At 65.2% G+C, this 25,364-nt stretch carries 25 protein-coding genes; 20 read left to right on the forward strand and 5 right to left on the reverse strand.

The window, feature by feature from the left end:
- Positions 1-93: 93 nt before the first annotated feature.
- Positions 94-903, reverse strand: coding sequence for an SDR family oxidoreductase (locus GGD67_RS37640; RefSeq protein WP_179739948.1), 810 nt, complete (start codon positions 901-903; stop codon positions 94-96).
- A 256-nt stretch (positions 904-1,159) separates the two neighbouring features.
- Positions 1,160-2,218: a polysaccharide deacetylase family protein gene (locus tag GGD67_RS37645; protein ID WP_179739958.1), complete on the reverse strand. Its 1,059-nt coding sequence runs from the start codon at positions 2,216-2,218 to the stop codon at positions 1,160-1,162.
- A 164-nt stretch (positions 2,219-2,382) separates the two neighbouring features.
- On the opposite strand from GGD67_RS37645, the gene GGD67_RS37650 reads away from it, so the two are divergent.
- From GGD67_RS37650 to phoB, 14 genes are all read left to right on the forward strand, one after another.
- Positions 2,383-3,777, forward strand: a complete 1,395-nt coding sequence (locus tag GGD67_RS37650; RefSeq protein WP_179739960.1) for an OmpA family protein — start codon at positions 2,383-2,385, stop codon at positions 3,775-3,777.
- Positions 3,778-3,779: 2 nt separating this feature from the next.
- Positions 3,780-4,076 carry a hypothetical protein gene (locus GGD67_RS37655; protein WP_179739962.1) on the forward strand — a complete coding sequence of 99 codons (297 nt, stop codon included), beginning with the start codon at positions 3,780-3,782 and terminating at the stop codon, positions 4,074-4,076.
- Positions 4,077-4,161: 85 nt separating this feature from the next.
- The gene (locus GGD67_RS37660; protein WP_179739964.1) at positions 4,162-4,752 is read left to right on the forward strand and encodes a TetR/AcrR family transcriptional regulator; all 591 of its coding nucleotides are present in this window, start codon (positions 4,162-4,164) and stop codon (positions 4,750-4,752) included.
- Positions 4,749-5,654, forward strand: a complete 906-nt coding sequence (locus GGD67_RS37665; RefSeq protein WP_179739966.1) for a haloalkane dehalogenase — start codon at positions 4,749-4,751, stop codon at positions 5,652-5,654. The genes GGD67_RS37660 and GGD67_RS37665 overlap by 4 nt, the downstream gene beginning before the upstream one ends.
- Before the next feature lie 11 nt (positions 5,655-5,665).
- Positions 5,666-5,893, forward strand: coding sequence for a SelT/SelW/SelH family protein (locus tag GGD67_RS37670; RefSeq protein ID WP_018316904.1), 228 nt, complete (start codon positions 5,666-5,668; stop codon positions 5,891-5,893).
- Between the two features lie 18 nt (positions 5,894-5,911).
- Positions 5,912-6,343 (forward strand): GNAT family N-acetyltransferase, encoded by a 432-nt coding sequence (locus tag GGD67_RS37675; RefSeq protein WP_179739968.1) that lies wholly within the window; start codon positions 5,912-5,914, stop codon positions 6,341-6,343.
- Positions 6,344-6,772: 429 nt separating this feature from the next.
- The gene (locus GGD67_RS37680; RefSeq protein WP_018316906.1) at positions 6,773-7,828 is read left to right on the forward strand and encodes a lysylphosphatidylglycerol synthase domain-containing protein; all 1,056 of its coding nucleotides are present in this window, start codon (positions 6,773-6,775) and stop codon (positions 7,826-7,828) included.
- A 58-nt stretch (positions 7,829-7,886) separates the two neighbouring features.
- On the forward strand, positions 7,887-9,179 hold the full coding sequence (locus GGD67_RS37685; protein WP_179739970.1) for an ATP-binding protein: 1,293 nt from the start codon (positions 7,887-7,889) through the stop codon (positions 9,177-9,179).
- A gap of 150 nt (positions 9,180-9,329) precedes the next feature.
- Positions 9,330-10,343 carry a phosphate ABC transporter substrate-binding protein PstS gene (gene pstS / locus GGD67_RS37690; RefSeq protein WP_179739972.1) on the forward strand — a complete coding sequence of 338 codons (1,014 nt, stop codon included), beginning with the start codon at positions 9,330-9,332 and terminating at the stop codon, positions 10,341-10,343.
- A 191-nt stretch (positions 10,344-10,534) separates the two neighbouring features.
- Positions 10,535-11,524, forward strand: a complete 990-nt coding sequence (gene pstC / locus GGD67_RS37695) for a phosphate ABC transporter permease subunit PstC (RefSeq protein WP_026201750.1) — start codon at positions 10,535-10,537, stop codon at positions 11,522-11,524.
- Between the two features lie 4 nt (positions 11,525-11,528).
- Positions 11,529-12,380, forward strand: coding sequence for a phosphate ABC transporter permease PstA (gene pstA / locus GGD67_RS37700; RefSeq protein WP_018316910.1), 852 nt, complete (start codon positions 11,529-11,531; stop codon positions 12,378-12,380).
- The gene (gene pstB, locus GGD67_RS37705; RefSeq protein WP_018316911.1) at positions 12,377-13,195 is read left to right on the forward strand and encodes a phosphate ABC transporter ATP-binding protein PstB; all 819 of its coding nucleotides are present in this window, start codon (positions 12,377-12,379) and stop codon (positions 13,193-13,195) included. The genes pstA and pstB overlap by 4 nt, the downstream gene beginning before the upstream one ends.
- Positions 13,196-13,206: 11 nt before the next feature.
- A complete protein-coding gene (phoU, locus tag GGD67_RS37710) occupies positions 13,207-13,923 on the forward strand; it encodes a phosphate signaling complex protein PhoU (RefSeq protein ID WP_018316912.1) in 717 nt (238 codons plus the stop codon).
- A 23-nt stretch (positions 13,924-13,946) separates the two neighbouring features.
- Positions 13,947-14,654 carry a phosphate regulon transcriptional regulator PhoB gene (gene phoB, locus GGD67_RS37715; protein WP_018316913.1) on the forward strand — a complete coding sequence of 236 codons (708 nt, stop codon included), beginning with the start codon at positions 13,947-13,949 and terminating at the stop codon, positions 14,652-14,654.
- Between the two features lie 232 nt (positions 14,655-14,886).
- On the opposite strand, the gene GGD67_RS37720 is transcribed toward phoB, so the two are convergent.
- Positions 14,887-15,399, reverse strand: a complete 513-nt coding sequence (locus tag GGD67_RS37720) for a GcrA family cell cycle regulator (RefSeq protein ID WP_018316914.1) — start codon at positions 15,397-15,399, stop codon at positions 14,887-14,889.
- Between the two features lie 456 nt (positions 15,400-15,855).
- Between GGD67_RS37720 and GGD67_RS37725 the strand changes: the two genes are divergently transcribed.
- The 3 genes from GGD67_RS37725 to GGD67_RS37735 all read left to right on the forward strand — a co-directional run bounded on the left by GGD67_RS37725 (position 15,856) and on the right by GGD67_RS37735 (position 19,261).
- A complete protein-coding gene (locus tag GGD67_RS37725) occupies positions 15,856-17,064 on the forward strand; it encodes an aspartate aminotransferase family protein (RefSeq protein WP_179739974.1) in 1,209 nt (402 codons plus the stop codon).
- Entirely contained in the window at positions 17,064-17,987 is a 924-nt protein-coding gene (gene argF, locus GGD67_RS37730; protein WP_179739976.1) for an ornithine carbamoyltransferase, read from the forward strand. The genes GGD67_RS37725 and argF overlap by 1 nt, the downstream gene beginning before the upstream one ends.
- A gap of 266 nt (positions 17,988-18,253) precedes the next feature.
- Complete coding sequence (locus tag GGD67_RS37735) at positions 18,254-19,261, forward strand: Hsp33 family molecular chaperone (RefSeq protein ID WP_018316917.1); 1,008 nt, start codon at positions 18,254-18,256, stop codon at positions 19,259-19,261.
- A 1,078-nt stretch (positions 19,262-20,339) separates the two neighbouring features.
- On the opposite strand, the gene apaG is transcribed toward GGD67_RS37735, so the two are convergent.
- Positions 20,340-20,732 carry a Co2+/Mg2+ efflux protein ApaG gene (apaG, locus tag GGD67_RS37740; protein WP_026202434.1) on the reverse strand — a complete coding sequence of 131 codons (393 nt, stop codon included), beginning with the start codon at positions 20,730-20,732 and terminating at the stop codon, positions 20,340-20,342.
- A 179-nt stretch (positions 20,733-20,911) separates the two neighbouring features.
- Between apaG and GGD67_RS37745 the strand changes: the two genes are divergently transcribed.
- From GGD67_RS37745 to GGD67_RS37755, 3 genes are read left to right on the forward strand one after another with little or no spacing between them, the layout of a single operon-like run.
- Positions 20,912-22,222: an OpgC domain-containing protein gene (locus GGD67_RS37745; protein ID WP_179739978.1), complete on the forward strand. Its 1,311-nt coding sequence runs from the start codon at positions 20,912-20,914 to the stop codon at positions 22,220-22,222.
- Complete coding sequence (locus GGD67_RS37750; protein WP_179739980.1) at positions 22,222-23,001, forward strand: SGNH/GDSL hydrolase family protein; 780 nt, start codon at positions 22,222-22,224, stop codon at positions 22,999-23,001. The genes GGD67_RS37745 and GGD67_RS37750 overlap by 1 nt, the downstream gene beginning before the upstream one ends.
- A 12-nt stretch (positions 23,002-23,013) precedes the next feature.
- Positions 23,014-24,006 carry an SGNH/GDSL hydrolase family protein gene (locus GGD67_RS37755; protein ID WP_179739981.1) on the forward strand — a complete coding sequence of 331 codons (993 nt, stop codon included), beginning with the start codon at positions 23,014-23,016 and terminating at the stop codon, positions 24,004-24,006.
- 137 nt (positions 24,007-24,143) lie between these two features.
- On the opposite strand, the gene GGD67_RS37760 is transcribed toward GGD67_RS37755, so the two are convergent.
- Complete coding sequence (locus GGD67_RS37760; protein ID WP_179740034.1) at positions 24,144-25,331, reverse strand: O-succinylhomoserine sulfhydrylase; 1,188 nt, start codon at positions 25,329-25,331, stop codon at positions 24,144-24,146.
- Between the last annotated feature and the right edge of the window lie 33 nt (positions 25,332-25,364).

Below are 25,364 nucleotides of genomic sequence, written 5' to 3' on the forward strand. Positions count from 1 at the left end.
AGATAAATCGAGAGGCCGCGGCGTACTGGATGCCCGGTCAAGCCGGGGCATGACCGCGGAGGGTGAGGTGAGGGCGAACTACCATTCGCCCCCTCAGCTATCCCACCCGCTCCCCTTGATCCCCGGGTTGGCATAGACGATGCCTCCGTCCACCGCGATGGTCGCGCCCACCACGTAATCGCCCGCGCGCGAGGCGAGATAGATTGCGGCGCCCGCCATGTCCTCGTCGGTGCCGATGCGCCCCGCAGGCACGCGCGTTGCGACTTCGTCGCCATGGTCGCGCGCGGCGCGGTTCATGTCGGACTGGAACGGGCCCGGCGCAATCGCCGTGACCACGACGTGGTCGGAGATCAGCTTCACCGCCATGCGCCGGGTCAGATGGATCAGCCCGGCCTTGCTCGCGGCGTAGGAATAGGTCTCCATCGGGTTGACGAAGATGCCGTCGATCGAGGCGATGTTGATCACCTTCGCCGGCCGCTCCGCGCTTGCGGCTGCGCGCAGCGGGCCGGCCAGCGCCTTGGTCAGGAAGAACGGCGCCTTGACGTTGAGGTTCATCACCTTGTCCCAGCCGCTCTCCGGAAATTCGTCGAACTCCGCGCCCCAGGCGGCACCGGCATTGTTGACGAGGATGTCGAGCTTCGGCTCGCGCTTCTTGAACTCGGTTGCCAGCAGCTCGGCGCCGGCGAGCGTCGAGATGTCGATCGGCAGCGCGATGCACTCGCCGTCATATTGCGCGGTGAGCGCCTTGGCGGTCTCCTCGCACGGTCCCGCCTTGCGCGCGGTGATGTAGACCTTCGCGGCGCCGGCGCTGAGAAATCCTGCCGCGATCATTTTGCCGATGCCGCGCGAGCCGCCGGTCACCAGTGCGACGCGGCCTTTGAGCGAGAACAGATTGTTGAACATGGTGCCTCCTCCCTTGGTTGGCGATGTTTTGGGCGGGGAGGGGTGGGGAGTCAAGAAAGGCGCTGGATGCGATAGGAGTGTGGCGCGAGAGCGCTCCATCCAAGGCGGTGTCGTCCCCGCGAACGCGGGGACCCATACCCACAAGGAGTAGTTTGGCGAAGGCTGGTCGTTCGGTAGGTCTACCGATCGCAATCGATAGATCACGCGGTATGGGTCCCTGCTTTCGCAGGGACGACGGCGGAGATTGGAGCAGCGCCTACGCCGCTGCGATCCGGCGGAAGCCGTTCCACATCGCGGTCGCGGCGCCCGAGGTCAGAACGGGGAGGATTCTTGCGTCCTGGTAATTGCCGTTGAGCGAGACGCGCGGCAGCGCCGTCATGTGGGCGGCATTGTCGGCGAACAGCATGCCGGGCCGCGTCGTCACCGCGGTCTTGAAGCCCGCGGTTGCAGCAAGGCCGAATTCGCGCATCCCCGCGGCCTCGCGGTCGCCATAGGGATAGGCGAGATGCAGCACCGGGCGCTGCAGCGCCTGCTCGATCCGCGCGCGGCTCGTGGCGATCTCCCGCGCGGCGACGTCTTCGGCCACCTTGGCGAGATTGCAATGGCTGACGCTATGCGCGCCGATCGTGACCAGCGGGTCGGCGGCAAAGCTCTTCACCTCGGCCCAGGACAGGCAGAGGCTGCGGCACAGCGCTGCCATGTCGACGTCGTATGTCGTGCAGAGCGCCTCGATCTCTCGCGCCAGATCGTGCTCGCCCGGCAGCGCGCGCAGCCAGTCGTGCAGGCGGTCGAATGTTGCCTGCTTGGCCGCGGGTGTGGTCGCATCGAGCCGCAGTGCGGAATTGCCTATTCTGACATCGACCTGCTCGGCCTTGGCGATCACGGCCTCCAGCGCCACCCACCACAGCCGTCCAGTGCCCTCGGCAAAATCGCTCGCGACATAGACCGCCAGAGGCGCGTCAAATTCGCGCAGCACGGGCAGCGCATAGTCCAGATTATCGCGATAGCCGTCATCGAAGGTGAAGGCAGCGAAGCGGCGGTCGAACCGGCCCTGCACCAGCCGCTCATGCAGGTCGTCCATGCTGACAATGTCGATGTCGCGCGAGCGCAGATGGCACAGCGTGGCGCGCAGGAATTCGGGGGTGACTTCGAGATGCCGGTTCGGCTGGAACACGGCCTCGCGGACCGGTCGCACGTGGTGCAGCATGAAAATGGCGCCGACGCCCGACAAAAGCGGGCGCAGCAGGTGGTGCGCCCCGCTGAAATAGAGTGCCCCCAGCCCGGCGCGGATGACGTTGTTACGCAGTTGTTTCATGACCCGCTGGCGGACTCTGGCATTCCGCTTTCAACTTACGGAAGAACCCTTGAAGAAAAAGTTATTCCGATTGTCCGGGTGAGGCCTTCGCAAGGGCAACATTTCCGGTTTGACAGCCTGCCAAGGGTTTGTTTTGTCTCCGGTTCCAGAGTTCGGGTCGTCGAATGAAGAAGCTTTTTAGGTGGGCCAGCAAATGGTGGCCCGGGCTGATCCCCTTGGCCGTCATGTGGGGATTTGCGGCTTGGAATAATACCTTACCGGTCGAAGCCGACCTGTCGGCGCGCAGCTCGGCTGCGCTGAAGGACACCGTCCTGGATAAGACCCGGATCGCGGTCGACGGCCGCGATGTCAGCCTGGCCGCGGACGCCTTCTCCGAGGAGGGGCGGCGGGATGCCGTGATGGCGGTCGAGACCGTCCCCGGCGTCCGCCTGGTCGACGACCGGACCCGCCTTGTTCCCGAGGCCAAACCCTTCATCTGGAACGCCGAGCGCGACGTGGTGCGGGTGACGCTGTCAGGCTCCGCGCCCTTGCCGTCGATGAAGGGCCGGCTGACCGAGGCGGCCCGCAAGGAGGTCGGCGGCGTCGAGGTGGCCGACCAGATGGGGCTGGCGCGCGGTGCGCCGCCGCGGTTCGAGGCCGCAGCGACGCTGTTGCTGGACCAGATCGGCAAGCTGAAGGACGGCAAGATCACGATCACGGACACCAAGGTCAATCTGTCGGGTATGGCGCGCGATCTCGGTGGCCGCGAGGCGATCGTGGCGGCTTTGAAGAACCTGCCCGAGGGCTTTTCGATCGCCGCCAACGACGTCAAGGCGCCGCCCTATATCTTCCAGGCCTACAAGGATCCGGTCGCCGCGACCGTGACGCTGACCGGCTACGTTCCCGACAACACCATCCACGCGGCGATCGCCACCAGCGCCGCGCGAAAATTCTTCACCGAGAAGGTGGTCGACAATCTCAAGGCCAGCATCGGCGCGCCCGGCTCCTTCAACACCGCCGTGATCGCAGCCCTCGGCGCGCTGTCGCGGCTGTCGACCGGCACGCTCGTCGTCTCCGACCGCGAGGTGAAGCTGTCGGGCGATGCGCTCTACGAGGGGGCCGCCAACGACATCCGCGCGGGCCTCGGCAAGGACTTCCCGAAAAACTGGCAGTACAAGCCGGAGATCACCGTGAAGCCCGCGGCAGGCCCGGTCGATGGCACCGTGTGCCAGCAATTGTTCACGGACCTTCTGGCCAAGGGCAAGATCCGCTTCGCAGCCAAGCGCGCCGACATCGATCCGGATTCCGCCGCCATTCTCGACCATCTGATCGAGACGGCGCTGCGCTGCCCCACCACCAATGTCGAGGTCGCCGGGCATACCGATGCCGACGGCGAGGACGGCTTCAACCGCGCTCTCTCGGAAAAGCGCGCACAGGCGGTGATCGACTATCTGGTTAAGGCCGGCCTGCCCGCCAGCCGCTTCACCGCGGTCGGCCATGGCAGCACGCAGCCGCTCGCCGGCAACGACACCGACGAAGGCAAGGCGCAAAACCGCCGTATCGAATTCCTGGTGAGGTGACGATGCCCTATCTCGTCTCGTTCCATCTGGGCTGGCTGATCGGCTCGCTGCTGCTGGGCTTTTGCATGGGCTGGATCTCGGTGGTCCAGCGCGGCAACGGCACCTCGAAGGTGACGGCGCGCTGGCTCGCCGCGCTTGCTGCCGCCCTGGTCGCGGCCTCGTTCGCACACATCGTCCCCGGCCGCTTCGGCTACTGGCTCGATCTCGGCCTGATCATGTTCGCCTGCTACCTGGTCGGCTGCACCATCGGCGCCTGGCTGCGCGACCGCGTGGTGGCGCGGAGCATGCGGACCGGCTGAAGCCCCCTTTCTGTTCGGACACGTCGTCGAGAGAGACGTCAAACGCTCCGCTTGACAATAATACGTACGTGCGTATTATTCCTCCATGCCCAAGCCCTCGCTCAAAGACGCCATCCTCGACGCCGGTCTCAAGATCATGTTCCGGACCGGCTATCACGGCACCAGCGTGCGCGATGTCACTACTGCGGCAGGCGCCCCGCAGGGGTCCTTCACCAATCATTTTCGCTCCAAGGAAGCGTTCGCCTCGGAGGTGCTCGATCGCTATTTCGAGATCACGAAGGGATTGGTCGCGGAGGCCCTTGAAGACGCCTCCCTGACCCCGCGGGCGCGGCTCAAACGCTATCTCGACATCATCACCGGCCGGCTCGAAGCCGACGGCTACGGACGCGGCTGCCTGATCGGCGATCTCAGCCTGGAGGCGGCCGGCAGCAGCGAGATGCTGCGCACCCGCCTTGCCGAAATTTTCGCCGAATGGCGCATGCCCTTCGCCGCCTGCATCAGCGAGGCGCAGAGAAGCGGCGAGATCGATTCCGAATTCGAGCCCGAGGAGCTTGCCGATTTCCTGCTCGCGTCCTGGCAGGGCGCGATCCTGCGCATGAAGGTCGACCGCACGCCCAAGGCGCTCGAGCGCTTCAAGACCATCGCATTCAAGACCGTCTTCAAGGAGCCGACATGAGCCAGCATTCCGAGATCCAGATCCGCAGCGCCTCCGTGCTGGGAAGCACGATGGCCTATCGCGACACAGGCACGCAGGATGCGCCGGTCGCGCTCTTCCTTCACGGCAATCCGACGTCGTCGTACATCTGGCGAAACATCCTGCAGCTGGTGGCGCCTGTGGCGCGTTGCATCGCGCCCGATCTCATCGGTTTCGGCCGGTCCGGCAAGCCCGACATCGCCTACCGCTTCTTCGACCATGTCCGCTATCTCGACGCGTTGATCGACGAGCTCGGCCTCACCTCGGCCTATCTCGTTGCGCAGGATTGGGGCACGGCGCTCGCATTTCATCTCGCGGCGCGCCGGCCGGCCTTCGTGCGCGGGCTCGCCTTCATGGAGTTCATCCGGCCGATGCCGACCTGGCAGGATTTCCACCAGGCCGAACCCGCGCGCCAGGCTTTCCGCAAATTCAGGACGCAAAGCGAGGGAGAGGCCATGATCCTGGAGGCGAACGCCTTCGTCGAACGCGTGCTGCCCGGCGGCATCATGCGCACCCTGAGCGACGACGAGATGGAGCCGTATCGCGCGCCCTTTCCGACGCCGGACAGCCGCCGTCCCGTTCTTGCATTCCCTCGGGAATTGCCGATCGCCGGCGAACCCGCCGATGTCTATGAAGCGCTGCAATCGGCTCATGCGTCGCTCAAGGCGTCTGCATATCCGAAGCTGCTGTTCGCAGGGGAGCCGGGGGCCGTCGTCGCTCCCGAATTTGCCGAGACCTTTGCGGCCTCGCTGCAGCACTGCGCGCTCGTCCGCCTCGGGCCTGGCAGGCATTACCTCCAGGAGGATCACCCCGACGCGATCGGCCGTTCCGTTGCCGGCTGGATCGCCGGCATTGAAGCGGTGCGTCCCCAGCTTGCGGCCTGAAGGAGGACGAGATGTCCGAGGTAACCATCATCTATTGCCGGCCGTGCGGATACGAGAAGCGTGCCAAGGAGGCGGCCGCGGCGTTGCGCCGGCAGCTAGGGCTGGAAGCGGATCTCGTCCCCGGCAAGGGCGGCGTTTTCCAGGTCAAGCTCGGCGACCGGATCGTCGCCAGCCGCAGCAAAGGACATTTTCCGGACGGCGACGAAATCGTCGCTGCCGTCACCGCCGCGCGGCACTGAGCCGGGGAGGCCTTCGCGATGTCGATTGTCTGGGCCGACGATCTCGCCGGGATCGACTGGGATGAGCTATCCGATCTCTATCGCATCGCGCCGCTCGGCAACAAGGCGCCGGCCGATCTCGCGCTGGTGTTCGGCAACAGCATGTTTCGCGCCTTCGCCAATGAGGATGGTCGCATCGTGGCTGCGGGACGCGTCCTGGCCGACGGCCGCGACTGCGCCTATCTCTGTGATATCGCCGTGCACCCGGACCGCCAGGGGCGAGGTCTCGGCCGCGACATTATCGAGCGTTTGCTTGTGCGTTGCCGCGGCCATCGCAAGATCATCCTCTACGCCGTCCCGGGCAAGGAAGGGTTTTATGAACGCCTGGGTTTCAGGCGGATGGCCACGGCCATGGCGATCTTCGAGGATCAGGCCGCAGCCTATGGCCGCGGCTATTTGACCGCGCCTTGAGGCCGCGCCCGGGGCCCGCGACCTTCCGGCGCATCGGACAACCCGTCGGACGGACGCCGGGATTGCCCCCTCTTTCAACAGGCGGGCGCGGTCCATAGATTGACGTCGGCTTAAGGCGTGAAGGAACATTGTGCGGCCGAAATCATCAAAACTTCATGGCGCCTGCGCAGGATCGCCATGGAGATTCGCCTCAAGTCCTGCCGCCGAAGGCGTCAAACCGTGCATCAGGAGCCCGCAACCCTGCCTAAAATATTGAATGCACGTGTTTTTGTTCGAATTGGCGAATTCCACTTCGTCCCAAAACGCGCTAGTGGAGGGGCAGGGGGCATGCGCGATACCGGAGCCGGCGGCGAGGGTTCGTTGAGTGCCAGTGCGTCGTCCGCCTGTTCGCCGGCCACCCTGGCCGCTGAAGCGTTGTTCGAGGTCTAGATGCTGGAAGCCATACGCAGGGCGACGTCGTTTCTGCGCCAGAAGCAAGTCCTGCATAAGCTTGGCGTTGTGATCAGCGTCGCGGTCATCGGCATCGCTTGCTATGTGCTCTACCACATGTTGCGAGGCATCGATTTCAACGAAGTCCTCGAAGCGATCAAGAGCACCGAGCCGACCCAGATCGCGATGGCGGCGCTGTTCGTCACCGCGGGCTATTTCACCCTGACCTTCTACGACCTGTTCGCCGTGCGCGCGATTGGCCATGCCCATGTGCCCTATCGCATCAACGCGCTCGCGGCCTTCACCAGCTATTCGATCGGCCACAATGTCGGCGCATCCGTCTTCACCGGCGGCGCGGTGCGCTATCGCATCTATTCGGCCTACGGGCTGAACGCGATCGACGTCGCGAAGATCTGCTTCCTCGCCGGCCTGACCTTCTGGCTCGGCAATGCCGCCGTGCTCGGCCTCGGCATCTCCTATCATCCGGAGGCCGCCGCCTCGATCGACCAGCTGCCGCCATGGCTGAACCGGACGCTGGCGCTGATGATCATCGTCGGGTTGGTCGGCTACGTGGTCTGGGTCTGGACCCAGCCGCGCGTGGTCGGCCGCGGGCCCTGGACCGTGGTGCTGCCGGGCGGCCCGCTGACGCTGCTGCAGATCGCGATCGGCATCGTCGATCTCGGCTTCTGCGCGCTCGCGATGTACGTTTTGGTCCCGGACGAGCCCAATCTCGGCTTCGTGGTGGTCGCGGTGATCTTCGTCTCGGCCACCCTGCTCGGCTTCGCTAGCCACTCGCCCGGCGGGCTCGGGGTGTTCGACGCCGCCATGCTGGTCGGTCTCTGGCAGATGGATCGCGAGGAACTTCTGGGCGGCATGCTGCTGTTCCGCGTCCTCTATTATCTGTCGCCCTTCGTCATATCTGTAATCTTGCTGACGTTTCGCGAAGTTATCATCGGCGCACGATCGAAGCGCTTGCAGCAGGCGGCGCTCAAGCTCGACCCCGGCCCGGCGCGTGAAGCCGCTTATGTGAGAGAGCGCAGCGACAGCGGTGCCTGACGGCGCCAAGCCTTATTTGGACAGGCCTTCAGACAAGCCCCAGGAGAAGTCCGCCCCGATGGCGATCGACGCCCCATCTTCTCCCTCCGCCCAGCCCTGGTCCGACCGGCTGCGGCATTCGACCGTGATCCTGATCGCCGCGGCGCTGGCGCTGTCCGTCGTCGTCTCGCTCGGCGAATTGTCGGCGCTGCACGCCGCGATCGTGTTCCTCTGTATCGCGGCGGCGGCGCTGGTCCCGTGGCGACTGCATGATCCCGCCGCCTCGCGCGACGACGTCAGGCGCATCAACCCGGTCGAGAGCGCGGCGGTGGCCGCGGTCGTCGCCGGCATGCCGGATCCGGCGGTGCTGCTCGACCGCGCCGGCCGCGTCATCCATCTCAATGCCGCCGCCGCCCAGCTCGCACCGGCGCTGCGCCGGAACGAGCTGGCCCAGTTCGCGCTGCGCTCGCCCGAGATCATCACGGCGCTGCGCGAGGCGATCGCGACCACCGAGCCGCGGCGCGCCACCTATCTCGACCACGTCCCGGTCGACCGCTGGCTGGAGCTCATGATCACGCCGGTGCCGGTGCCGACCAGCTTCGGCGGCGCCGACAAATGCATGCTGATGACCTTCCACGACCAGACGCCGCTGCGCCGGGTCGAGGAGATGCGCGCCGACTTCGTCGCCAATGCCAGCCACGAGCTGCGCACGCCGCTGGCCGCGCTGTCGGGCTTCATCGACACGCTGCAGGGCCAGGCCAAGGACGATCCCAAGGCGCGCGAGCGCTTCCTCGGCATCATGCACAACCAGGCCACCCGCATGGCGCGCCTGATCGACGACCTGCTGTCGCTGTCGCGGGTCGAGCTGTCGGCCCATGTCCGGCCCGACACCCTGGTCGACCTGCTGCCGATCATCCGCCAGGTCGCCGACGGGCTCGAGCCGCTGGCGCGCGAGCGCCAGGTCGAGGTCGAGATCCATCTGCCCGAGGGACCGGTGATGATCGCGGGCGACCGCGAGGAGCTGCTCCGCCTGTTCGAGAATTTGATCGAGAACGCGCTCAAATACGGTGCCTCCGGCGGACGCGTCATCGTGTCGCTGACCTCAGCCGCAGCCACTGATGGAACTCAGGAAATCCGGATCATGGTCCGCGATTTCGGCCCCGGCATCGCGCCCGAGCACCTGCCGCGGCTGACCGAGCGGTTCTACCGGGTCGACGTCGGCGACAGTCGCTCGCAGGGCGGCACCGGGCTCGGATTATCGCTGGTGAAACACATTCTTAACCGCCATCGCGGCCGGCTTTTGATCGAAAGCGTGCCCCGGCAGGGCGCCACTTTTACCGCCTGTTTTCCCCAGGCTAAGACTTTAGTTTAAGCCTGAAACACCAGCGATTTCAATCGCTTGAGTGTGTCATCCGACTGTCACGAAACCTTCGTAAAAGCACAGCCGACCGCTCCTAAAGGGGCGGCGCGGGGAGCGCGATCGGGCGCGGTTGGCGCTTCGCTCCCCTGTATGGAGACCAGCATGAATTTCATCAAAACCATGGTCGCTGCCGGCTTGCTCGCCGCATCGACGACGGTGGCCTTCGCTGCCGACATCACGGGTGCCGGTGCCACCTTCCCGTTCCCGATCTATTCCAAATGGGCTGACGCCTACAAGAAGGAGACCGGCAACGGTCTGAACTACCAGTCGATCGGCTCCGGCGGCGGCATCAAGCAGATCCAGGCCAAGACCGTGACCTTCGGCGCCAGCGACGCGCCGCTCAAGGCCGAGCAGCTCGAGAAGGACGGCCTCGTCCAGTGGCCGATGGTGATGGGCGCCATCGTCCCCGTCGTCAACCTCGAGGGCGTGAAGCCCGGCGAGATGGTGTTCGACGGCGAGACGCTCGCCAGCATCTATCTCGGCAAGATCACCAAGTGGGACGACGCCGCGATCAAGAAGCTCAATCCGAACGTGAAGCTGCCCTCGGACGCCATCACCGTGGTCCGCCGCTCGGACGGTTCGGGCACCACCTTCAACTTCACCAACTACCTCTCCAAGGCCAGCGCGGACTGGAAGAGCAAGGTCGGTGAGGGCACCGCGGTCGAGTGGCCGGTCGGCGTCGGCGCCAAGGGCAATGAAGGCGTGTCGGGCAACATCAGCCAGACCAAGAACTCGATCGGCTATGTCGAGTACGCCTATGCCAAGCAGAACAAGCTGACCTACACCGGTCTCGTCAACAAGGCCGGCAAGCCGGTGCAGCCGACCGTCGAAGCCTTCCAGGCGGCCGCCTCCAACGCCGACTGGGCCAAGGCGCCCGGCTACTACGTCATCCTGACCGACCAGCCCGGCGAGAAGTCCTGGCCGATCACCGCGGCGACCTTCATCCTCATGCACAAGGACGCCACCGACAAGGCGGCCTCGCAGGAAGCCATCAAGTTCTTCCGCTGGGCCTTCAAGAGCGGCGGCAAGGCGGCTGAAGAGCTCGACTACATCCCGATGCCCGAAGGCGTCGTGACCCTGATCGAGAAGACCTGGGCTGCCGAGATCAAGAGCTAAGTAGGGCTCTCGCGTCCCGGACGCGGCGCGGCCCTGGCGATACGAAGCATCGTCCAGCGTGCCGCTCCGCGAGGGCCGGGACCCGCAAGACTTCCGCTCCGGATCGGTCATGCCGTGTCCGGAGCGCGAGACCGACAAAAAGACTGACAACAAGCGTATATTATCGGGCACAGGGGATCGGCGTGGCAGAAATGGCCGTTCAGAGCGATGTAATCGACGACGCCGGACCGTATGACCGCGCCAAGGCCTTGAGCGCGTTCAAGCTCGGCGACGTCACCTTCTACTGGATCACGCGGTTGTCCGCGATCTCGGTGCTCCTCATTCTCGGTGGCATCATCGTCTCGCTGATCGTCGGCGCGTTCCCGGCGATGAAGGAATACGGCTTCTCCTTCCTGTGGACGCAGCGCTGGGCGCCGTCGGCCGATCCGCCCGTGCTCGGCGCGCTCGGGCCGATGTACGGCACGCTCGTCACCTCCTTCATCGCGATGCTGATCGCCATTCCCGTCGGTCTCGGCATTGCGATCTTCCTCACCGAGCTCTGCCCGCAATGGCTGCGCCGCCCGATCGGCATGGCGATCGAGCTGCTCGCCGGCATTCCCTCGATCATCTACGGCATGTGGGGCTTCTTCGTGCTGGGCCCGTTCCTGGCCAACACCTTCCAGCCCTTCATGATCAGGATCTTTGACGGCGTGCCCGTGCTGGGCGCGATCTTCGCAGGTCCGCCGTCCTATCTCAGCACGTTCAACGCCGCGCTGATCCTCGCCATCATGGTGCTGCCCTTCATCACCTCGATCTCGGTCGACGTGTTCAAGACGGTGCCGCCGGTGCTGAAGGAGGCCGCCTACGGCGTCGGCTGCACCACCTGGGAAGTCGTCCGCAGCGTGGTGATCCCCTACACCCGCGTCGGCATCATCGGGGGCGTCATGCTGGCGCTGGGCCGCGCGCTCGGCGAGACCATGGCGGTGACCTTCATCATCGGCAATTCGTTCCGCATCTCCTCATCGATCTTCGCGCCGGGCACCACGATCTCGGCGGCGATCGCATCCGAGTTCGCCGAGAGCGACGGCCTGCACCAGTCCGGCCTGATCCTGCTCGGCCTCTTGCTGTTCGTGCTGACGTTCTTCGTGCTGGCCGCAGCGCGGCTGATGCTGATGCGGCTGGACAAGAAGGCGGGGAAGTAACGTCATGGCGCTCAATCCGATCTATTCGCGTCGTCGCCGCAAGGACATCGTCATCCGCGGGCTCTGCTTCGCCGCGGCCGCCTTCGGCGTCACCTGGCTCGCGCTGATCCTGGTCACGCTGCTCTTCAACGGCCTGGCCGGCCTCAATCTTCAGATCTTCGTCGCGGATACGCCGCCGCCCGGTTCGACCGAAGGCGGCCTGCGCAACGCGATCGTCGGTTCGATCATCATGACGTTGATCGGCGTCGGCATCGGCGCGCCGCTCGGCCTGTTCGCCGGCACCTACCTTGCCGAATACGGCCGCAACGACAAGCTGACCTCGGTGATCCGCTTCATCAACGACATCCTGCTCTCGGCGCCTTCGATCATCATCGGCCTGTTCATCTATGGCGCGGTGGTGGTGCCGATGCGTGGCTTCTCCGCGATCGCGGGCGCGCTCGCGCTCGCCGTCATCGTGATCCCGGTCGTGCTGCGCACCACCGAGGACATGCTGCTGCTGGTGCCGAATCCCCTGCGCGAGGCGGCCTCGGCGCTCGGCCTGCCGCGCTCGCTGGTGATCAAGCGTATCGCCTATCGTGCGGCCCGGTCGGGCCTCATCACCGGCGTGCTGCTCGCCACCGCCCGCGTCGCCGGCGAGACCGCGCCGCTGCTCTTCACCGCGCTGTCGAACCAGTTCTTCAGCCTCGGCCTGAACAAGACGATGGCCAACCTGCCGGTTACCATCAACAACTTCGTCCAGAGCCCCTACGCCTATTGGAAGCAGCTCGCCTGGAGCGGCGCGCTGCTGATCACGCTCACCGTGCTTGCCCTGAACATTGGCGCGCGCATCCTCGGCGCCGAGAGGACTGCAAAATGACCGACCTGTCCGTATCCATGAGTTCCAACGCTCATCTGGCCTCGCAGCCGCTGCCGGAAGCCCCGGCCAAGGTGACGGTGCGCAATCTCAATTTCTATTACGGCGAGCACCACGCGCTGAAGAACATCAACCTGACGCTGGGCGCCAACCGCGTCACGGCGTTCATCGGCCCGTCGGGCTGCGGCAAGTCGACCCTGCTGCGCATCTTCAACCGGATGTACGACCTCTATCCGGGCCAGCGCGCCACCGGCCAGCTCATGCTGGACCAGACCAACGTCCTCGACCCCAGGCTCGACCTCAATCTGCTGCGCGCCCGGGTCGGCATGGTGTTCCAGAAGCCGACGCCATTCCCGATGACGATCTACGAGAACATCGCCTTCGGCATCCGCCTCTATGAGAAGATCTCGAAGTCCGAGATGGACGACCGCGTCGAGAAGGCGCTGCGCGGCGGCGCGCTGTGGAACGAGGTCAAGGACAAGCTCAACGCCTCCGGCCTGTCGCTCTCCGGCGGCCAGCAGCAGCGCCTGTGCATCGCCCGCACCGTCGCGGTGCGCCCTGAAGTGATTTTGTTCGACGAGCCCTGCTCGGCGCTCGATCCGATCTCGACCGCCAAGGTCGAGGAGCTGATCCAGGAACTGTCCGAGAACTACACGATCGCGATCGTCACCCACAACATGCAGCAGGCGGCGCGCGTCTCCGACAAGACCGCCTTCATGTATCTCGGCGAGCTGATCGAGTTCGACGACACCAGCAAGATCTTCACGTCGCCGAGCGACCGGCGCACGCAGGATTACATCACCGGCCGGTTCGGCTGAGGAGACGCGACATGGGTACTGAACATACCGCAAAGGCTTTCGACACCGACCTCCAGGAGCTCACCCGCCTGGTCGCCGAGATGGGCGGCATCGCCGAGCGCATGATCGTCGATTCCGTCGACGCGCTGATCCGCCGCGACGTCGCGCTCGGCCAGCGCGTCGTCACCATCGACGCCGAGCTCGACGCGCTGCAGAAGCGCATCGAGGAACGCGCGGTGCTCACCATCGCCCGCCGGCAGCCGATGGCGGTGGATCTGCGCGAGATCGTCGGCGCCATGCGCGTTGCGACCGACCTCGAGCGCATCGGCGATCTCGCCAAGAACATGGGCAAGCGCGTCGCCGCGCTGGAGACCGACTTCCATCCGCTGAAGCTGTTCCGCGGCCTGGAGCACATGACCGACCTCGTGCAGCAGCAGGTCAAGTCGGTGCTGGACGCCTATGCCGCGCATGACCTGCCGGCGGCGATGGCGGTGTGGAAGGGCGACGAGGAGGTCGACGCGATCTGCACCTCGCTGTTCCGCGAGCTCCTCACCTACATGATGGAGGATCCGCGCAACATCTCGTTCTGCATCCATCTGATGTTCTGCGCCAAGAACATCGAGCGGATCGGCGACCACGCCACCAACATCGCCGAGACCGTGTTCTACATGATCGAGGGCCAGGCGATCACCGACAAGCGGCCGAAGGGCGACATGACCACCTTCGCCACGACGGTCCCGAATACCTGAAGACTTGAAGGAGCGACGACCCGATGGGCGCACGCATTATGGTGGTTGAGGACGAGGAAGCTCTCACCGAGCTGCTTCGCTACAACCTCGAAGGCGACGGCTATGACGTCGAGACGGTCATGCGCGGCGACGACGCCGACACCCGCCTCAAGGAGCACATCCCGGACCTGATCGTGCTCGACTGGATGCTGCCGGGCCTGTCGGGCATCGAGCTGTGCCGCCGCCTGCGCACCCGGCCCGACACCAAGCAGCTGCCGATCATCATGCTCACCGCGCGCGGCGAGGAGAGCGAGCGGGTGCGGGGGCTTGCGACCGGCGCCGACGACTACATCGTCAAGCCGTTCTCGGTGCCGGAGCTTTTGGCGCGCGTGAAGGGCCTGCTGCGGCGCGCCAGTCCTGAGCGGCTCGCGACGGTGCTGGCCTATGGCGACATCGAGCTCGACCGCGACAAGCGCCGCGTGGCGCGCTCGGGCCGGCCGATCGATCTCGGCCCGACCGAATATCGCCTGCTGGAGTTCTTCCTGGAGCATCCCGGCCGCGTGTTCTCGCGCGAGCAGCTGCTCGACAGCGTCTGGGGTCGCGACATCTACATCGATGAGCGCACCGTCGACGTCCATATCGGCCGCTTGCGCAAGCTGCTCAATCTCGGCCGCGAGCAGGATCCGATCCGCACCGTCCGCGGCGCCGGCTACGCGCTCGACGACCGCTTCGCGAAGGCGGAGCAGACGTAAGGTTTGCTGGCGTTGGCTTTGGCGGGCTGCCGCCGCATTCTCCGGTGTCGTCCCTGCGAAAGCAGGGACCCATAACCACAGGCGGTGGTTTGGCGAAGACCCGGAGTGACCATCTCGCGCGACAACTGCGCCTTGTGGTTATGGATCCCCGCGTTCGCGGGGATGACACCGAGTTGGTTGAGCCGTCATCGTGTGACGGCTGCCGTCTTGGCGATCAGAGAATTCCGCGAACTCAGCGCGGACCCGGCTTCGCCGGCGCGCGCCGGCGATCCGCCGCCGGCTGATACGCCACGCGCGAGTGCTGGGCGCAGTAGGGCAGGCCGGACAGTGCCTTGCCGCCGCAGAAGAAGAAATCCGGGCTCGAGGGATCGCCGACCGGCCAGTGGCAGGTCGCCTCGTTCAGCTCGAGCAGCGACAGCCGCTGGCCCATCGGCACCACGTTGTCGTAGGTGACGGGTTCAGCCTCCACCTCGACCTCGAAGGCCTGCGCCAGCGCGGTGTTGCCGCGCGCGATGGGGCGGGTCACCCGCATCATGTGCTGCGCGGGACGCGCCTTGCGCGGCCGGGGCGCTGCCGATGAAGGGCTCTTGGCGCGGCCGGACAGACCCAGCCTGTGCACTTTGCCGATCACGGCATTGCGGGTCACATTGCCGAGCTCAGCTGCGATCTGGCTGGCCGAAAGTCCGGCCTCCCAGAGCTTTTTCAGCTGCTCGACGCGATCGTCGGACCAGGTCAAAACCGTCATTGCACCCTTTCCCTCGCTACGCGCCAGCCATCCTGGGGCCTCGCAGCGATTGCCTAAGCCTTCAAAAACCCGTGCCGTCAGAATCCCTTAAGGCTCGCCGGGCGCGTGACTGACGCCCGAACGTTTACGCCGGTACAAGAGGACTCTTGGGATCAGAACCGCTGCACGAGATGTCGTATCTGACAATCCAAACGCTACAATATGGCGTGACTCCCGCGCAAGAGTCCGCCGACTCGCTTCCACATGTTCCGTGGTGAAAACCCGCAAAATCGGCACCGCAAGACTACGGATTCAGCGTTTCCTGAGGCTTTCCGGGCGGCATTGACACCCGTCTTGCCAAGCATAAGATAGTCCCGCGTGCCGCCCTTAAAAGGCGGCACGTTTCGTTTTCCGGGCCGGTCGATGGTGCGTTGCGCAATGCACGCGTCACACCGTCCGCAACATTCAAGTGACATCATGACTAACAGCGCAGCGCCGCATTTGCTCCCCGTTTTCGCCAGAGCCGACCTCGGCTTCGAGCGCGGCGAAGGCTGCTGGCTGATCGCGACCAATGGCGATCGCTATCTCGATTTCACCTCGGGCGTGGCTGTGAATGCGCTCGGCCATTGCCACCCGCATCTGATCAAGGCGCTGCAGGAGCAGGCGACCAAGCTCTGGCACATGTCGAACCTGTTCCAGAGCCCGGACGGCGAGAAGCTCGCGAGCCGGCTTTGCAACGAAAGCTTTGCCGACTTCGTGTTCTTCTGCAATTCGGGCGCCGAAGCGCTGGAAGGTGTGATCAAGCTGGTCCGCCATCATCACTTCTCCAAGGGGCATCCGGAACGTTATCGCATCATCACCTTCGAAGGCGCCTTCCACGGCCGCACGCTGGCAACGCTCGCCGCGACCGGCTCTGCAAAATATCTCGAAGGCTTCGGTCCGCCCATGGAAGGCTTCGACCAGGTGCCGCATGGCGATATCGAGGCCGTCAAGAAGGCGATCGGCCCGCACACCGCCGGCATCCTGATCGAGCCGATCCAGGGCGAGGGCGGCGTGCGCTCGGCAACGCCGACCTTCCTCAAGGCGTTGCGCCAGCTTTGCGACGAGAAGGGCCTGCTGCTGGCCTTCGACGAGGTGCAGACCGGCATGGGCCGCAGCGGCGATCTGTTCGCCTATCGGCGCACCGGCGTCACGCCTGACGTGATGTCGCTGGCAAAGGCGCTCGGCGGCGGCTTCCCGATCGGCGCTGTGCTGGCGACCGCGGATGCGGCAGCCGGCATGGGGCCCGGCTCGCACGGCTCGACCTTCGGCGGCAATCCGCTGGCGATCTCCGCGGCCAATGCGGTGCTCGACGTCATGCTCCAGCCCGGCTTCTTCGACCACGTGCAGAAGATGTCGCTGCTGCTGAAGCAGAAGCTCGCCTCCGTGATCGACCGTCATGGCGATGTCGTCAGCGAAGTGCGCGGCGAGGGCCTTCTGATCGGCATCAAGGCCGTGGTGCCCTCCGGCGATCTCGTCGCGGCGCTGCGCAATGAAAAACTGCTCACGGTCGGGGCCGGCGACAATGTCGTGCGTTTCCTGCCACCGCTGATCGTGACCGAAGCCGAGATCGAGGACAGCGTCGGGCGGTTAGAGCGCGCCTGCGCCGCGATCTCGTCCAGCCAGACCAAGCGGGCGGCAAGCTGATGAGCAAGTCCCCGAAGCACTTCCTGGATATCAACGAGCTGCCGCTGTCGGAGCTCAAGACCATGCTCGCGGCGTCCTCCGCCATGAAGGCGAAGCAGAAGGCGCAGCAGCCGGTGCGGCCGCTCGAAGGCAAGACGCTGGCGATGATCTTCGAGCGCCCGTCGACCCGGACACGCGTGTCGTTCGACGTCGCGATGCGTCAGCTCGGCGGCGAGCCCATCATGCTCACCGGTGCCGAGATGCAGCTCGGCCGCGGTGAGACCATCGCCGACACCGCGCGCGTGCTGTCGCGCTATGTCGATGCCATCATGATCCGTATTCTCAACCATGACGCGCTGCTGGAGCTTGCGGCCAACGCGACGGTGCCCGTCATCAACGGCCTGACGCGGCGCTCGCACCCCTGCCAGGTGATGGCCGATCTCATGACCTATGAGGAGCATCGCGGCCCGATCGAGGGCAAGACGGTGGCCTGGACCGGCGACGACAATAATGTGCTGGCGTCCTGGGCTCACGCCGCCGAGCGCTTCAAGTTTCAGCTCAATGTCGCGACGCCGCCGGAGCTCGCGCCGAAAAAAGTGATGCGCGACTTCATCAAGGCGACCGGCGCGCCGATCATGCTCGGCACCGATCCGGAAGCCGCCGTGCGCGGCGCCGACTGTGTCGTCACCGACACCTGGGTGTCGATGGGCGACAAGGAAGGCGAGCACCGCCACAACGTGCTTAAGCCCTATCAGGTCAACGGCAAGCTGATGTCGCTGGCCAAGCCCGATGCGCTGTTCATGCACTGCCTGCCCGCCCATCGCGGCGAGGAAGTCACCGACGACGTGATCGACGGTCCGCAATCGGTCGTGTTCGATGAGGCCGAAAACCGCCTGCACGCGCAGAAGGGCATCCTGGCCTGGTGCTTCGATGCGGTGAAGTAAGGGCGCTGCAAGCCCGACGGCCGCCTCACACACAACTGTCGTCCCTGCGAACGCAGGGACCCATACCGCGGAATCTCTCTTGTGGCGGGCTGGCGGAGGCGAGCGGTCTTCGCCAAACCGCATCCTGTGGTTATGGGCCCCGGAGCTGCGCTTACGGTTGTCCGGGACGACATCGAATTTGCCGCAACGTTGTGCAACCTTATCGCCCCCGAACCCACCACCCCGCGCCCTTCCATTTCCCACCGACCGACCCCAGATAACGACCCATGGTTTCCCAATCCCCTCAGATGAAAGCCGGCCCCGAAGGCCCGGTTCGCGCGCCATCAGCGGTTCCGATCGATGACGCCGTGTTGCCCTACGAGGTCGACGCGCTCGACGTGCGCGGGCGCCTGGTGCGGCTTGGCCCGGCGCTCGACGAGATCCTGACCAAGCACGATTACCCCGCGCCGGTCGGCAAGCTGCTCGGCGAGGCCATCGTGCTGACGACGCTGCTCGGCTCGGCGCTGAAATTCGAGGGCCGCTTCATCCTGCAGGCCCAGACCGACGGCCCGGTGTCGTTCCTGGTCGTAGACTACATGGCGCCGGATCGCCTGCGGGCCTATGCGCGCTTCGATGCCGCGCGTCTCGGCGATACCAAAGATTCGGGCACGCTGCTCGGCCGCGGCCATCTCGCCATGACCATCGACCAGGGCCCCGACATGAGTCGCTACCAGGGTCTGGTCGCGCTCGACGGCGGCAGCCTCGAAGACGCCGCCCACGAATATTTCCTGCGCTCCGAGCAGATCCCGACGCGCGTGCGCCTCGCGGTTGGCGAGGAGTGGCGCTCCAACGACGGCGGCAAGCATCGCTGGCGCGCCGGCGGCATGCTGATGCAGTTTCTGCCCAAGGCGGCGGAGCGCGCGCGGCAGGCCGATCTGCATCCCGGCGATGCCCCTGATGGCGTCGAGGTGCACAGCGTCGCGGAGGACGACGCCTGGGTCGAGGCGCGTTCGCTGATCGAGACCGTCGAGGACGTCGAGCTGATTGATCCCGAGCTCTCCGGCGAGCGGCTGCTGTTCCGCCTGTTTCACGAGCGCGGCGTGCGCGTGTTCAATCCGATGGTGCTCAAGGCGCAATGCTCCTGCTCGCGCGATGCGGTCGCCGCGATGCTGAAGAGCTTCTCCCCCGACGACCGCGCCGCCATGGTCAAGGACGACAAGGTCGTCGTCACCTGCGAGTTCTGCAGCTCGGTGTACGATTTCACGCCGGACGAGGCGGGCGTCGAAGGCGCGTAGCGAGCTCTCGTAGGGTGGGCAAAGGCGCACTTGCGCCGTGCCCACGAGCTCTCGACGGCGGCGAAAGACGTGGGCACGCTTCGCTTTGCCCACCCTACGGCGCCTGCCCTGTGTCGCGCTCTGTCAATCCGCTTCGCTAAAAATATTCCACTTTACCGAAATTCGGTTTCGGCGTATGTGTTGCCCATCCCGGCTCACCCAAGAGGGGCGACTATGTGGTCGTCACTGTCGCGAGCCGGGCTTGCGGTGGACGCGGCAGCGTCGGCACGAGAGGTGCGGGCAGGGCGGGTAGTCCCTGTGAGCCCGTAACCGCGTGCGGATGAGCGGCGCTGTTCAGTTCGTCTCGCCACATTCTTTCGGCAACGTCGACAAGGCCGGGAGATAATGTGGTGACCAGCGAATGCGCGTACGGCAAAACCGTGTGGTCCTGGCCGTCGTTGCTACGGTCAAGCCTTTCGAAGATGCGCGCGAGCCCAACCGGGCGGACGGCATCGTCAATTCGAACGGCGAGGGAGGCCAGAAGGAATGGTCGGCTCCCGGGAGATCACGGCATAAGCCGTCCAACCATCGCGCAGGGAAGGCCGAGTGATCGGCGACACCTGTATGCTGCTGTGCGGTCTTCTTGCGTGCGCTTTTCGCGCAGCAGACCGCGGGTGCCAGCCGGCACCCGGCCTTCCCTGCGCCCTCTTGGCTTTAGAGGGTGAAGCGACGAAGCAAAGCTCGGGCGATTCAAGCCGCGAGGCCGCCAAGGCGTGTCTGCAAGCTGAGCTGCGTGCCACAATCTCGATCTCGTAGGGTGGGCAAAGCGCAGCGTGCCCACGCCCTGTTGTTGATGGAAAGAGATCGTGGGCACGGCGCTATGCGCCTTTGCCTACCCTACGGCACCGCCGCTGGGATGTGCAGGGGAGCATCGCAATGCATGCGCCCTCTCCGATCTCCTGCCCCGGACGCTGCGCAGCACGAAGTGATGCGCTGCAGAGCCGGGGCCCATCTCGCCGCTTGCCGTGGCGCCCCTTTGTCCCGGCTCTGCGCAGCGCCACTACGTGCCGCAGCGCGTCCGGGACACGAGAGCGAGGCCCTAATTCAACACCCTCTTATTGTCCGGGCTATCCAGCGAAAACGCCGGCACGTCGATCTCGAAGCGCTCGCCGCTTTCGGTGACCATCTGGTAGCGGCCGGTCATGAAGCCGGAGGCGGTCGAGAGCGGGACGCCGGAGGTGTATTCGAAGCGCTCGCCGGGGGCCAGGATCGGCTGCTCGCCGACCACGCCCTCGCCCTTCACCTCCTGCTGGCGCCCGGAGGCGTCGGTGATGATCCAGTGCCGCGTCTTGAGCTGCACGGTCTCCTCGCCCGAATTGACGATGACGATGGTGTAGGACCAGAAGTAACGGGAGCGGTCGGCCGACGACTGCTCCGGAACAAAGTTCGGCTCGACGGTCACTTCGATCTGGCGGGTCACGGCGCGGTACATGGTTGCTATCATACCGAAATCCGGCGCTGGAACCAAACGCCGGAGACGGCTTTGGCGACATCGTCCCGCCAGAATTCGAAGGGAATGACACCCGGACGTGATCCGGCGGCTTTGCGAGATGACGACCGGACCGGTACACTCCTCAACGTCGCGATTTGCGGAAGGGTTTCTAGGCCCCGATGACCATTGCCGACCATGTGACGGGATCGACGATCGCGGGAACCGCCAAGCCTGCAGACGCCAAGCCTGTAGACAGTAAGCCTGTAGATTGCACGCCTGGGGACAGCAAGCCCGCGGGGGCGAAGCCGCGCGCGACCGCGCCGGCCATCACGCTGCCTGCCATCGGCGAGCGCGAGCTCCGGCTCGACCTGTTTCGCGGGCTGGCGCTGTGGCTGATCTTCATCGACCATCTGCCGCCGAGCCTGCTGACCTGGTTCACGATCCGCAATTACGGCTTCAGCGACGCCACCGAGATCTTCATCTTCATCTCCGGCTACACCGCCGCTTTCGTCTACGGAAGGGCGATGCTGGAGAGCGGCGTCGTCATCGCCACCGCGCGCATCCTGCGCCGGGTCTGGCAGATCTACGTCGCCCACGTCTTCCTGTTCACGATCTTCCTCGCCGAAATCTCCTACGTCGCGACCAGGTTCGAGAACCCGCTCTACACCGAAGAGATGGGCATCATGGATTTCCTGAAGCAGCCCGACGTCACCATCGTGCAGGCGCTGCTGCTGCGCTTCCGCCCCGTCAACATGGACGTGCTGCCGCTCTACATCGTGCTGATGCTGGCGCTGCCGCTGATCCTGTGGTCGATGAAATGGCGCCCCGACATCACGCTCGGCCTCTCGGTCGCGCTCTACGCGGTCACCTGGGAATACGATCTTTACCTGTCGGCCTATCCGAACGGCTTCTGGGCCTTCAATCCCTTCGCCTGGCAATTGCTGTTCGTCTTCGGTGCATGGTGCGCGCTCGGAGGTGCGCGACGGATGTCGCGTATCCTGGCTTCGCCCGTGACAATGTGGATCGCGATCGCATACCTCGCCGCGGCGTTCTACGTGACGCTGACCTGGTACGTGCCGCAGCTCTCCCAATTCATGCCGAAGCGGGTCGAGAAGTGGATGTATCCGATCGACAAGACCGATCTCGACGTGCTGCGCTTCACGCATTTCCTGGCGCTGGCCGCGCTCACCGTACGCTTCCTACCCCGGGATTGGCCGGGCTTGAAATCGCGCTGGCTACGACCATTGATTCTATGTGGCCAGCATTCTCTCGAGATCTTCTGCCTCGGCGTCTTCCTGGCCTTCGCCGGCCATTTCATTCTCGCCGAAGTCTCCGGCGGCGCAGCCATGCATGCGCTGATTAGTCTCTCCGGGGTCCTGATCATGTGGGGCGTGGCCTGGGTGATTTCGTGGTACAAGCGCGTGGCTGACAAGAGCGGTGCGAAAACCAAAAACGCCGTCGGCAACGCCGATCTGGCGGGAGGGGGCTGATGAAGGCGAAGGTTCTCCTGAGCCTGGTCCTGCTATGCGGTAGCCTCGCCGCGCCTGTGGCGCGCGCGGGCGATGCTGCGTCTGGCGCTGCCACCGCGCCCGCGGCGTGCGAATTGCCGTCTTATCTGCTTACCAGTGAAAGCCAGCTTCCCAAGGTCGCCGAGGCCGTCAAGGCCGGCAAGCCGCTCGAGATCCTGGTCATCGGCAGCCGCTCGACCACGATTCCATCCTCGGAGGGCAGCTCCTATCCGGCGCGCATGGAAGCGATTCTGAAGGAAAAGCTGCCGCCGTCGGAAGCGGTGCACGTCTCCGTAGAAATACAGAGCAAGCGAACGGCGGAGGAGGCCGCCTCGACCTTCGTTAAGCTGATGGAAGCAAAAACGCCTACTTTGGTCGTCTGGCAGACCGGGACCGTGGATGCCATCCGATCCATCGATCCCGACGAATTTCGCAGCGCCGTCACCGAGGGGGTTGTTGCGTTGCAAAAGGCAGGGGCCGACGTCGTCTTGATGAATTTGCAGTACAGCCCGCGTACCGAAACGATGATCTCGGCCCAACCGTTTCTCGATAATATGCGCGTCGTGGCGCAGGAGCATGATATTCCGCTGTTCGATCGTTTCACGATCATGCGGCAGTGGAATGATCAGGGTCAGTTCGACCTGTTCAGCCCGTCCCGCGGGCCCGAACTGGCGAAGCAGGTTCATGATTGCCTTGGCCGGGCGTTGGCACAGTTCGTGATCGACGCAGCCCATCTGGAGCCGGCCCAGCAGCAAAATTGAGGTCTAGTGTTAATGAGTTCTCTCCGCCCTTTTTGCCTGACGGCATGGCTGGCCGCGCCTGCAGCAGCAGTGCTGTTGTTGCTGGCGCCGGCCCCGCAGTCCCATGCGCAGACCCAAGCCGCGCAGGCGACACAAGCACCGGCGCAGTCGGCTGATCCCGCTCCCGCTTCGCCGTCCCAGACCACCGTTGCTGTGACCTCGCCCGAGCAGCGCGGCATCACCGCGCGCGCCATCGACAAGGTGAAGCAGGTCGCCAAATCCGCCGGCGACGTCTTCAACCGCGTGCCCTGCCTGCCGCCGAAGGGCGGCTCGAAGGCGATGGGCTCGCTGCCGCATGTCGCGGGCAAGCTCGTCGCCGGCCAGCCCGTCCTCATCGTCGCGTTCGGCTCGTCGTCGACCGCAGGATTCGGCGCGAGCTCGCCGGAGTTCAATTATCCGAACCGTCTCGCCGCCCAGCTGCGCCGACACTATCCGACCGCCGACATCACCGTCGTCAATGCCGGCGTCGGCGGCGAGGATGCGCCCGAGATGATGAAGCGCCTCCAGACCCAGGTGATCGACGTGCATCCGGATCTCGTGATCTGGCAGGTCGGCACCAACGCGGTGCTGCGCAATCTCGATCCCGGCGACACCGCCAAACTGGTCGAGGACGGCATCAGCCGCATCCAGGCCGCCGGCGGCGCCGACATCGTGCTGGTCGATCCTCAATATTCGCCGGCCGTCAACCAGCGCGGCGAAAGCGCCGGCAAGATGGTGAAGCTGCTCGGCAAGGTCGCCGAGCTTCGTCACGTCGGCATCTTCCCGCGCTTCGAGGTGATGCGCGACTGGCACGAGAACCAGTCGATTCCGGTCGAGAGCTTCGTCATCGCCGACGGTCTGCACATGAACGATTGGGGCTATGCCTGCTTCGCCCAGCTGCTCGGCGACGACATCATCCGCTCGGTGGGGCAGATCAAGCTGGGCGTGAACGTGCCCGCGGACGTAAGAACGTATCGGCCGATGTAGGCACGCTGCCGTAGGGTGGGCAAAGGCGCAAAGCGCCGTGCCCACCATCGCTCAGTGATACGAAGGAATCAGTGATACGAAGGAAGAAGACGTGGGCTCGCTTTCGCTTTGCCCACCCTACGAGATCTCGCTTCGCCTCACGCCTTCTCCAGCGCCGCAGTCAGATCCTCGATCAGGTCGTCGGCATGCTCGAGCCCCGCCGAGAAGCGGATGAACCCTTCGCTGATGCCGAGCGCGGCGCGGTCCTCCGGCTTCAGACGCTGATGCGTCGTGGTCGCCGGATGCGTGACGAGGCTCTTGGCGTCGCCGAGATTGTTGGAGATCTTCGCCAGCTTCAATTCATTGAGCACGCGGAACGCCGCGGCCTTGCCGCCCTTCACCTCGAAGCCGACCAGCGTCGAGCCGCCGCGCATCTGCTTTTTCACCAGCGCTGCCTGCGGATGATCGGCGCGGCCCGGGAAAACCAGTCGCGAGATCTTCGGATGGCTCGCCAGCACGTCGGCGATGCGCGCGGCCGTTTCGGTCTGCGCGCGCACGCGCACGCCCAGCGTCTCCAGGCCCTTGAGCAGGACCCAGGCGTTGAACGGCGAGATCGACGGGCCGGTCTGGCGCATGAAATTGTGGATGTGCTCGGCGATGAAGGCTTCCGACGACAGGATGATGCCGCCGAGGCAGCGCCCCTGGCCGTCGATATGCTTGGTCGCGGAATAGACCACGACGTCGGCCCCGAGCGCGAGCGGGCTCTGCCAGATCGGGGTCGCGAACACGTTGTCGACGACGAGTCGCGCGCCGCCCTTGTGCGCGATCTCGGCAATCCCGGGAATGTCGAGCACGTCCAGCGTCGGGTTGGTCGGGCTCTCCAGGAAGAACGTCTTGGTGTTGGGCTTCACCGCGCGTTGCCATTCATCGAGATTGGCTCCGTCGACCAGCGTGGTCTCGATGCCGTAGCGCGGCAGCAGGTCCTGGACGACGTAGAGGCACGAGCCGAACAGGGCGCGCGAGGCCACCACGTGGTCGCCGGCCTTGAGTGGCGCCAGGATCGCCGTCGTCACCGCGGCCATGCCGGTCGCCGCCGAGCGTGCGGCTTCGGCGCCTTCGAGCTCGATCATGCGGCGCTCGAACATCGCGATGGTGGGATTGGAGTAGCGCGAATAGATGAAGCCGGGATCCTCGCCCTTGAACCGCGCCTCGCACTCCTCGGCGCTGTTGTAGACGTAGCCCTGGGTCAGGAACAGCGCCTCCGACGTCTCGCCATATTGCGAGCGCAGGGTGCCGGAATGGACCAGGCGGGTTTCGGGACGGTAGTTGGTGGTCGACTTCGACATAGGTACCTCCGACATGACCGTCTCGTCGAAAAC

This window comes from Bradyrhizobium sp. IAR9 (genome assembly GCF_013408065.1).
GTDB lineage: Bacteria > Pseudomonadota > Alphaproteobacteria > Rhizobiales > Xanthobacteraceae > Bradyrhizobium.